Source organism: Anaerobacillus sp. (assembly GCF_046314235.1).
GTDB lineage: Bacteria > Bacillota > Bacilli > Bacillales > Anaerobacillaceae > Anaerobacillus.
Window position 1 is genome coordinate 390,146 of sequence record NZ_JBKBWN010000003.1, and the last position, 9,502, is coordinate 399,647.

The following is a 9,502-nucleotide window of genomic DNA, read 5'->3' on the forward strand; positions in this document are numbered from 1 at the left end:
TTGATTAATAACAAAAACATGAGATGGTTTAGTCTCGAAAGGTGAACGTTTATGAGGAAAAGGGCAGTTAGTTTGTTTTCTGTATTCGTTTTATTTGTGTTTCCTGGGCTGATTTTTGCAAATGCTGGACCTACATATACGCATCAATTTCCATCACTAGAAATGATGACAATCGATCAAAATTCTCCTATTAAGGTTGAGAATGAGACACTTGTCTTTAATTTTGAAGATAGCGAGCGATTTGACAAAACATTAACGGGTAAGGTCACTGCAACTTATGAAATGGTAAATCCTACAGATGAGCCACAATCAGTACAGATGCTATTTCCTTTTGTAGGTAGCCTTTATAATTTTAACTCTGCTGATTTATTGATCACTTCAGATGAAGTGGCGTTGCCTTTTGATATATATCTAGGGGAGTCTGTCAGCAGTCCGTCTTATCCCACTAGTGCAAAGCCGGATCTTTATGATTTTCAAAGAATTGTTAGCACAGTTACGAACGAAGTTTATAATGGAAAGTTTGTTAATGGAAATGACAAGGGGAAACTGTACGTAATTGATACCAAGCCATCGACCATTGATGGGGTAAACCTTGTGGTCGAATTGATTTTTAATAGTGAAAAAACGAAAATAGTTACAAAGGGCTTCAGTGGTTATGAAAGTTATAACGAACAAATAAAAGTATCTAGTTGGTCCAATGAACCAACGAAATTAGAGATTTTTGTTATTGGTGAAGATATCGATTTTAATGTTAACGGTTATCTAGACGGTGAAAAAAAGCAAGAAACGGACCTTTTCAGCTATGAAACCTCTTTTGATGAAGTAAAGTTAGAGACTATCTGTTAGAGTTTTTAAAAACGGCTGATCACTTCGCTTACGATCAAACTGTACTGGATACGCAATTATACAATTTGTTTGCAAAATCTTTAGATAGATATTTCTTAACAGAAAAGGCCTTGATTTATGAGGATGAACTTCTTATGCCTGGATATTATGAACGCATTTTTTCGTTAGCCTATACAGTAGATTTCCCAGCTAATTCCTCGAGGGAAGTAGCTGTAAGTTATAGAACTTTTGGAACCATGGACAAAACTGAAACAGAAGAACCATTGTATTCATTTGATTATCTATTTAATCCTGCTGAAAATTGGAGTGACTTCAAGAATTTATCAATAAAAATTATCGCACCAAATCATGCACCATTTTTAGTGAGAAGCAGCATTAACATGGAAAAAGAGGCAGATGATGTTTATATAGCACATCTAGCCCAATTACCTACTGAGGACTTTTCGTTTACCCTTCATGCAAATGAGCAAATAAAAGTAGTTAATAAAATGAAACCAATATTACAACGGGAGTTTGGCTACTTTAAACACTTCTTTGTTTTAGGAGTAATTGTTCTGATCGCTATCGGTATTCTGGCCAAGAGGAAATAAAATGGTGCCTGGCACCCTAAATGGACAAAAACGATCAAAAGTCCATGTGGAGTGGACAGGTTTTATATTTGAGGATTTTGAAGACGCTACCCAAATTGTTTGGTAGCGTCTTTTTTAGGTGCCTGGCACCTAATTATGAAACTTATTTTCGATCTTTTCGTCTTAGTAGTAACGGAAGGTTTATATGATTGAGAGCGATTTAAATGGAATTATTCAAAAGAGAAAGAAAATTTCTAAATAGTTGGGAGAGATATTTTTGACAATTCGAAAGCTCAAGGTTTCAGTCATTTTATTTTTGTTCATTGTTACCTATCAGACAACTGTCCTTGCAAATTCATCTTGGCAATGGCTTACGTCAAGTCCTAAAGTGTTCTTACCTTATGCCATTTTACTCACTCTTAGTATCGAAATAATCGGGATCTATGTTTTTGCCAAAATGAAAGAGTGGTCTATAAAAATTAAGATTGCTGTCGTTGTTGTCATTGCAAATCTTGCCTCGTTTCTTTTTCCTTACATACTTAGAGCGATTGACCTCCATGGCTTTTACTCTGAGGGCTGGGTTACTTCCTGGAATTTAGCATTCGAGACAGGACCGTACTACATCGTTTTAGCGGAATATCTGTTACTTACGCTTGCTATTGAGGGTCCGCTAGTCTATCTTTACTTGAAAAAACATGTCAAAAATACGGGAGCTCTTTTAAAGCTCATCATTTTATTGAACATTGTCACCACCTTAATTGTTGCAGTATTAGAAAGAATTTTGTTTTATGGGAGATGGTAGTTTAGAAGGGGTACTATTTCTAAATTAAATTTGACCGAGATAAGGTGAGTGAATTAGGAGACTTTTTTTATAAGGTAAGTTTAAGATTAGAAATTTATACCAAATAGAGGTTGATTGTATTATAATTTTAGAAATATTTAAAAAAGGAGGATGGTTATGGAAGCCTGTTTTATTTGTAACAAGCATGCTGGATCAATTGAAACATCAGGGGTCACAATTTACGAAGATGAGTACGTTTTTGTTGGGCACATTGATAAAAAAGGGGAACCAAATTACCTAGGTCATATTATGATTGATTTGAAACGTCATGTTCCAACACTTGGAGATATGAATATGGAAGAAGCAAAAGTATTTGGGATGATGTTAGCAAAGGTAAGTAAAGCACTTCAAGAAACTGAGAAGGCGGAACATATCTATTCCTACGTTTTGGGAGACGCTGTGCCTCATCTTCATCTTCACATCGTACCTCGCTATCCCAATACACCAAAAGAGTATTGGGGGCCAATGGCTGTCTATGACTGGACAGATGCACCTATGGGAACTAATAATGAAGTAGTTGAGTTATGTCAGCGAATAAAACAGTATTTAGAGAATGATAGTTTATGATAAAAGATTTTAGTTGGGTTGGGAACCAGGAAGATTTCATTGATCAGGCCAATTGCGTACAGGTGGGAAAATTGATTGTTGGTCGTTATGGTGGGAGCTCTAGTGGCGGACAAACAAAAAATGAAGATGGTTGTCTAGTTTGGGTACATCAAGATTGGGAGTTTGCGATGATCCTAGATGCCCATACGACAGCCGAAAGCGCTGAGGCTGTGGTAAAACAGTTAGAGTCTAACAAAAATGCGATAAAAAATATTTTATCAGTACCACTAACTTCATCTAGTTTTAAGAAACTCGAGAGTAAAATAGTAGATATCTTCCAAGATGAGAAGTTCCTTTCCAAATGTGAAAATATAAAAGGAGAAACATCCTGCTTACTTGTAGTTAGAAAAGAGAAGTTTCTTTGGTGGTTTTCAATTGGCGACTGTATCCTTTACTTGTTTCATAACGAATTGGCAAACTTAGGGCAGTATCAGCTGAATCAAAGGCAGTTTTTTGAATGGGTGGGGAAGGAAAATACGTTTCGAAAGCTAGTTCCCTGCTATAGTAGTGGAATAAGAGAGTTAAGAAAAGGAAGTAATCATTTGTTATTAACGACTGACGGATTGATTGAGTACGCTAATAGTCGATTTGTTAACACAGTAGAAATTGCTAATGTGGTTGAAAAAACTAGTCAACACGAAGGGATTTATTCGTTGTTGGGTGATGTTGCGAGCAACAATGGTAGAGATAGTGCAACAATTATTTCTTGGCAGGTTACTATTTTAGAAGAAGGTAGTATGCCTAGTAAAGGGGAATGATCCCACCACAACTCACGTTCGTTAACGGTGCTTTTGCAAAAGTAGAAGTAGCTAATGGAAAGGGTACAATACTTCAATATTTTAATGAATACGATATATTGAAGAAATAAAATAGTAACAACCTAGGTTAATTATTTGAAGAAAAGAACACCTTCAGCCAGTCTAGTTAGCTGAAGGTGTTTGGTTTTACACTTCACTTAATTCTGAGATAGAAACACTTTGTTTATTATTTGGATCATTTAGAGGGTGAATTGTAGCTAATCCGCTACTACGATCGACGTGTTCAATGTAAACCTCTTGTCCGTTGTATTGTACAGCCTTCATATTTGGTGAAGAAGAAATTTCTTGTGCTCGCTGGGTATCCATTACCGCACCTCCTTTTCATAGTTACTATGTTTTACTATTTGTTGGAAGGTGAGTAGTTATGCATTTCTTCCACAATGCTTTATATTAATTTCTTTTTTAAAGTATTTATAAAAATTATTATGAATTATTTTATCTTTTCAAAACTAACTCACTGTATTTTTGGTTCGATTTTAAATCTTCTATCTCAATGCCTCTATAATAATATTCTAGAATTTCTTTATAGTTCTTTCCATCCTTCGCCATACTATTAGCCCCATACTGGCTCATACCAACTCCATGTCCATAACCAATTGTAGAAAATTTGATTGTATCTCCATCAATATTAAAACTAAAATCGGTTGACCTTAAACCTAAAAGCTTCCTAAACTCATCACCAGTAAATTTCTTTTCTTTGATTGTAACAGAGGATACTCGATTAGTAGAAGTTCTCTCAACGCTGATACCACTTGTAAACTCAACACCAATTTTCGATTTAAACTCATTTGAGGAAAATTCACTTTCTCCAATAAAACCGGGGGAATTTTTATCCCATGGACTAGGAACACTTCTTAGATATGGCAAGGATGCTGTCCAGTAATCTTCTGAATTCTCAGTAAAACCGTTACTAATGGCGAAAAAAGTAGGTTCAATGATTTCTCCATTATATGTCATTATCAATCCTTTAGTTTCGTCGATTGCTTGAGATATTTTATTAAAATACTTGTCATAATCGCTTTTCCACATCTCTTTTAATTCATTTTGGCTTTTATACACCTGATGGTCTGTAGAATCCGTAATATCGGCTCCTAGAGGTAGTTGAGGTAATTGGTCTTTATTTTCTATTATTAGATACTTCAAGGTATAAGTTCTTGCACTTATAGCTTGCGCTTTTAAAGCCTCTAATTCATAACTAGCTGGCATTTCAGAAGCTAATACACCCTTCAAGTATTCTTCAAGATACAACTTTTCAATTTCTTGAGTATTCGTTCTAAAAACTGATACAGTAATATTATTTGTAGCGTTTTCAGATGGCACGCTAGATGGAAATTCATATTTTGGGGTATAATTTATGTTTTGATTTTCCGCATTTGGACCAAAAGCGATAACAATTACTGAAGGAATAACAAGGACAATAATCATGAAAGAAGCTACAATTAAATAAAAAAATGGTTTCATCCAAAGCCTCCTATATTTTATTTAATATATATACGAAGATAGGACAGGCATTTAGAACAAATAATTTCACAATGAAGTATTTAAAATAACGAGTGTTTTTTCTTGAACTAAACTGCATGGAAAATTTAAGTCTTTCTCAATCAACTCAATTTAATAAAGAAAAACCTAAACAGCCATACTAACATTACTATTAGTGGTAGGAGGTTTTTGAGTTGAGCGTTGAACAGAAAAAGGTATCAATTTTCGCCTTAGGTGGCTTGCATGAAATCGGAAAAAATATGTATGCAGTGCAATATGGAGAGGATATCGTCGTCATTGACTGTGGGAATAAGTTCCCGGATGAGAGTTTATTGGGTATTGATTTGATCATCCCTGATATTACTTATCTAGTTGAAAATAAAGAAAAAGTTCGAGCTTTAATTGTCACACATGGACATGAAGATCATATCGGTGGAATTCCTTTTTTTCTGAAAAAAATAAACGTACCTGTTTATGCGACTCGCTTTACCCTTGGTTTAATTGAATTAAAATTAAAAGAGCACAAACTATTGAGGGAAACAGAACTCGTTGAGATAAATGCAGATTCTAACATTACAATTGGCGAAATGAGTGCTACATTTTTCAAGGTAAATCATAGTATCCCTGATTGCCTTGGGATTGTTTTTAATACACCTGAGGGGAATATTGTCCATACTGGTGACTTTAAGTTTGATTTGACTCCTGTAAATAAAGAATACTCAGATATTCATAAAATGGCTGAAATCGGTAAGCGAGGAGTCTTATTACTTTTGTCAGAAAGTACAAATGCGGAACGACGCGGCTTTACGCCATCGGAACACATTGTTGGTGAACATGTTGAAGAAGCTTTCAAGAAAGCTAAACGTAAAATTTTTCTTTCAACCTTTGCATCAAATATTAGTCGTGTTCAGCAAGTCGTTGATGCTGCAAAAGCTACCAACCGTAAGCTTGCCTTACTTGGAAGAAGTATGGTGAATGTCGTCGATGTGGCGATCGAACGAGGTTATTTAGATATCCCTGATGGCATGTTAATTGGCCAAGATGAAATCGATGAAATGGACCCTGAAAAAGTTGCCATTCTTTGTACTGGTAGCCAAGGAGAACCAATGGCAGCCTTAGCGCGTTTATCCAACTCGAGCTTTCGCGGTGTTGAAATTTTACCAGAAGATACTGTCATTTTAGCTGCTGGTCCAATTCCAGGCAATGAAAAAAATGTTTCAAAAATCATCGACAACCTATACCAACTCGGCGCAAATGTCATTTATGGTTCAGGAAGTTCATCAGGAATGCATGTTTCTGGTCACGGCTATCAGGAAGACTTAAAACTAATGCTTACGTTAATGAAACCAAAGTATTTTATTCCAATTCACGGTGAGTATCGAATGCTCCATCATCATCGCTTGTTAGCTGAAACTGTTGGAGTAGAGCAAAATCATACATTTATCATCAAAAATGGAGACGTTGTTGATATCGTTAACGAAAGTGCGCTTCAGACAAGAAGCATACCAACAGGAAACACCTACATAGACGGTATCGGTGTTGGTGATGTTGAAGAAATTGTATTAAGGGATCGCAAACAGCTTTCTGAAGATGGAATGCTCGTGATCGTATTAACGATTAGTAAATCGGAGAGAAAACTAATTACTGAACCAGATGCAATTTCTCGAGGTTTTGTATATGGAGGAAATTCTGAGCAGTTATTAAGAGATGTAAATCGCCTTGTTGGAAAAACAGTGAACGAACTCCTTGAAGCAAATAGAGACTCGTGGAATGTCATTAAGAAAAATGTTAAAAAGACAATCGGACAACATTTATTTTCACATACGAAGAAAAAACCAATGGTCCTTCCGATTATTATAGAAATTTAACGGTTAAGGTGCCAGGCACCTATGTTCAAGACTAGGGTGCCAGGTACCAAAAGGAGGCGGAGCGATGCCACGTAAAGCTACTGAAAAAAACGAAGAGACGGATCTGGAATTAGCGATTGAAGATAATAACGAAGATGAAATTTCCAGGCTTAATCGATTTTTAGCGGCGGTTTTGAATTATATTTCGGATGATGATATAGAAGAAATCGATATTGATTACCTCCTTAAAAATACGGAAGGTTTACGTGAATGGTGGGACCAATATCGAGAAACGAACCGGAAACAGATCGAGGAAGAAATTAAAAAATCACTCGGTGAGTTGTCGTTAGAAGAACTAGAAAGTATACGAGAAAAGATTAAAGAAAAAGATAAATAAGGTATATGGCGTTCTCTGTAAAACAGGAGAGCGTCATATTTTTTTGACGTTTTAGAGGAAGGGTGATTCAGTTATTTTAGTTAAACCCTGTAGCTGTTTGTTAACACACTTGGAGAAAATTTTAGTCGTTTTTCTACCGCTTAAAAGTAAAACCATGTTAAACTAGACTAGTACATCAAAGAAAATGGAGGCGAATCAATGGGGAAACGATTTTTTCTTTTTATTTTAACAAACATTCTTGTAATGACGACGATTTTAATCGTCTGGTCGCTAATCACAAAATATACAGGCATTAGCGGGTCGTTCGAGAATGGCGAAGCCGGATTAGGCATTAATTATGGCTCATTAATGGTATTTAGTTTAATTGTTGGTTTTGCTGGTTCATTCATCTCACTTGCAATGTCGCGTTGGATTGCTAAGAAAATGATGAAGGTAAAAGTGTTAGATCCAGACGGTCCACTTACAGCACAAGAACGTGGAATCGTTGAGAAGGTTCACCGCTTTTCGCGTGCAGCAGGGCTAGTTCATATGCCAGAGGTGGGAATTTACCCTTCACCTGAAGTAAATGCTTTTGCGACAGGACCTTCGAAAAAGCGCTCACTTGTTGCCGTTTCATCAGGGTTATTAAATGCGATGGATGATGCTGCTGTTGAAGGCGTTATCGCCCATGAAGTAGCTCACGTAGCAAACGGAGATATGGTAACAATGACGTTGTTGCAAGGTGTAGTGAATACATTCGTTGTATTTTTCTCAAGAATCGCAGCGATCCTTGTATCACGCCTCGTTCGTTCTGAAATGCAAATGATCGTTCGTTTTATAGCTGTGCTTGTTTTCCAAATCTTATTCTCGATTTTGGGAAGCTTAGTCGTAAGTGCATACTCACGTCATCGTGAATTCCATGCGGACCGAGGTGGTGCTGACCTAGCCGGACGCGACAAAATGGCTCATGCACTTCGCTCACTTAGATCGTATGTAAATCAAGCAAATGTGAGTAATGGTCATACTGACGATTCAGCAATCCAAACAATGAAAATCAGCGGAAAAGGCGGGATGATGAGACTATTCTCAACTCACCCTGACTTAGATGAAAGAATTGCCCGTTTAGAACAAAGATAATTAATGATAGCGAGCGACTGCCCCCAACTTCAGGGGCAGTTTTTTTTTGATGTCTTTATGTTGCTGCGGATTATGTGGCCGTTATATTAGGTGCCAGGCACCTTAAATGGAAAAGTTTTGAGAAAAGTCCATCTGAAGTGGAGAATTTTTGATTTTGCGGACTGAGATTACCAGTTATTAGGAGTTAGTGTCCTTATAGTTGTGGTTAGTGGACTGAGTTTACCAGTTATTAGGATTTAGTGTCCTTGTTGATGTGGTTAGTGTCATTATAGTTGTGTTTAGCGGACTGAGTTTACCAGTTATTAGGAGTTAGTGTCCTTATAGGGGTAGTTAGTGGACTGAAATTACCAGTATTAGGAGTTAGTGTCCTTGTTGATGTGGTTAGTGGACTGAGTTTACCAGTTATTAGGAGTTAGTGTCCTTATAGGGGTAGTTAGTGGACTGAGTTTACCAGTTATTAGGAGTTAGTGTCCTTGTAGGTGATGTTAGTGGACTGAGTTTACCAGTTATTAGGAGTTAGTGTCCTTATAGGTGAGGTTAGTGGACTGAGATTACCAGTTATTAGGAGTTAGTGTACTTATAGGGGTAGTTAGTGGACTGAGATTACCAGTTATTAGGAGTTAGTGTCCTTGTAGGTGATGTTAGCGGACTGAGATTACCAGTTATTAGGAGTTAGTGTCCTTATAGTTGTGGTTAGCGGACTGAGATTACCAGTTATTAGGATTTGGTGTCCTTGTTGATGTGGTTAGTGGACTGGATTTACCAGTTATTAGGATTTGGTGCCTTTATAGTTGTGTTTAGTGGACTGAGTTTACCAGTTATTAGGAGTTAGTGTCCTTATAGTTGTGTTTAGTGGACTGAGTTTACCAGTTATTAGGATTTGGTGTCCTTATAGGGGGAGTTAGCGGACTGAGATTACCAGTTATTAGGAGTTAGTGTCCTTATAGTTGTGGTTAGCGGACTGAGATTACCAGTTATTAGGA

Annotated in this window: 10 protein-coding genes; 8 read left to right on the top strand and 2 right to left on the bottom strand. The window is 36.8% G+C overall.

Annotated features, from left to right (window positions below):
• The first annotated feature begins 51 nt into the window (after nucleotides 1-51).
• The 5 genes from ACK4M9_RS06075 to ACK4M9_RS06095 all read left to right on the top strand — a co-directional run bounded on the left by ACK4M9_RS06075 (nucleotide 52) and on the right by ACK4M9_RS06095 (nucleotide 3,620).
• Complete coding sequence (locus ACK4M9_RS06075) at nucleotides 52-846, top strand: hypothetical protein (protein WP_409848700.1); 795 nt, start codon at nucleotides 52-54, stop codon at nucleotides 844-846.
• A 134-nt stretch (nucleotides 847-980) separates the two neighbouring features.
• Nucleotides 981-1,436, top strand: a complete 456-nt coding sequence (locus ACK4M9_RS06080) for a hypothetical protein (protein WP_409848701.1) — start codon at nucleotides 981-983, stop codon at nucleotides 1,434-1,436.
• Nucleotides 1,437-1,692: 256 nt separating this feature from the next.
• The gene (locus tag ACK4M9_RS06085; RefSeq protein ID WP_409848702.1) at nucleotides 1,693-2,217 is read left to right on the top strand and encodes a hypothetical protein; all 525 of its coding nucleotides are present in this window, start codon (nucleotides 1,693-1,695) and stop codon (nucleotides 2,215-2,217) included.
• Nucleotides 2,218-2,373: 156 nt separating this feature from the next.
• Nucleotides 2,374-2,823, top strand: a complete 450-nt coding sequence (locus ACK4M9_RS06090; protein ID WP_409848703.1) for an HIT family protein — start codon at nucleotides 2,374-2,376, stop codon at nucleotides 2,821-2,823.
• Nucleotides 2,820-3,620, top strand: a complete 801-nt coding sequence (locus ACK4M9_RS06095) for a PP2C family serine/threonine-protein phosphatase (protein WP_409848704.1) — start codon at nucleotides 2,820-2,822, stop codon at nucleotides 3,618-3,620. The genes ACK4M9_RS06090 and ACK4M9_RS06095 overlap by 4 nt, the downstream gene beginning before the upstream one ends.
• Before the next feature lie 186 nt (nucleotides 3,621-3,806).
• Here ACK4M9_RS06095 and ACK4M9_RS06100 read toward each other — a convergent pair whose 3' ends face one another.
• The gene (locus tag ACK4M9_RS06100) at nucleotides 3,807-3,986 is read right to left on the bottom strand and encodes a small acid-soluble spore protein H (RefSeq protein ID WP_409848705.1); all 180 of its coding nucleotides are present in this window, start codon (nucleotides 3,984-3,986) and stop codon (nucleotides 3,807-3,809) included.
• A 129-nt stretch (nucleotides 3,987-4,115) separates the two neighbouring features.
• The gene (spoIID, locus tag ACK4M9_RS06105; RefSeq protein WP_409848706.1) at nucleotides 4,116-5,141 is read right to left on the bottom strand and encodes a stage II sporulation protein D; all 1,026 of its coding nucleotides are present in this window, start codon (nucleotides 5,139-5,141) and stop codon (nucleotides 4,116-4,118) included.
• Nucleotides 5,142-5,353: 212 nt separating this feature from the next.
• On the opposite strand from spoIID, the gene ACK4M9_RS06110 reads away from it, so the two are divergent.
• The 3 genes from ACK4M9_RS06110 (at nucleotide 5,354) to htpX (ending at nucleotide 8,519) form a co-directional block, all read left to right on the top strand.
• On the top strand, nucleotides 5,354-7,027 hold the full coding sequence (locus ACK4M9_RS06110; RefSeq protein WP_409848707.1) for a ribonuclease J: 1,674 nt from the start codon (nucleotides 5,354-5,356) through the stop codon (nucleotides 7,025-7,027).
• A gap of 64 nt (nucleotides 7,028-7,091) precedes the next feature.
• Entirely contained in the window at nucleotides 7,092-7,403 is a 312-nt protein-coding gene (locus ACK4M9_RS06115) for a hypothetical protein (protein ID WP_409848708.1), read from the top strand.
• A 198-nt stretch (nucleotides 7,404-7,601) separates the two neighbouring features.
• Nucleotides 7,602-8,519: a protease HtpX gene (htpX, locus tag ACK4M9_RS06120; RefSeq protein WP_409848709.1), complete on the top strand. Its 918-nt coding sequence runs from the start codon at nucleotides 7,602-7,604 to the stop codon at nucleotides 8,517-8,519.
• Nucleotides 8,520-9,502: the final 983 nt, after the last annotated feature.

Bases quoted from the DNA above. Each gene is read 5' to 3' on its own strand.
- ACK4M9_RS06075 (WP_409848700.1), top strand. From the start codon at position 52: ATGAGGAAAAGGGCAGTTAGTTTGTTTTCTGTATTCGTTTTATTTGTG.
- ACK4M9_RS06080 (WP_409848701.1), top strand. From the start codon at position 981: ATGCCTGGATATTATGAACGCATTTTTTCGTTAGCCTATACAGTAGAT.
- ACK4M9_RS06090 (WP_409848703.1), top strand. From the start codon at position 2,374: ATGGAAGCCTGTTTTATTTGTAACAAGCATGCTGGATCAATTGAAACA.
- ACK4M9_RS06095 (WP_409848704.1), top strand. From the start codon at position 2,820: ATGATAAAAGATTTTAGTTGGGTTGGGAACCAGGAAGATTTCATTGAT.
- ACK4M9_RS06100 (WP_409848705.1), bottom strand. From the start codon at position 3,986: ATGGATACCCAGCGAGCACAAGAAATTTCTTCTTCACCAAATATGAAG.
- spoIID (WP_409848706.1), bottom strand. From the start codon at position 5,141: ATGAAACCATTTTTTTATTTAATTGTAGCTTCTTTCATGATTATTGTC.
- ACK4M9_RS06115 (WP_409848708.1), top strand. From the start codon at position 7,092: ATGCCACGTAAAGCTACTGAAAAAAACGAAGAGACGGATCTGGAATTA.
- htpX (WP_409848709.1), top strand. From the start codon at position 7,602: ATGGGGAAACGATTTTTTCTTTTTATTTTAACAAACATTCTTGTAATG.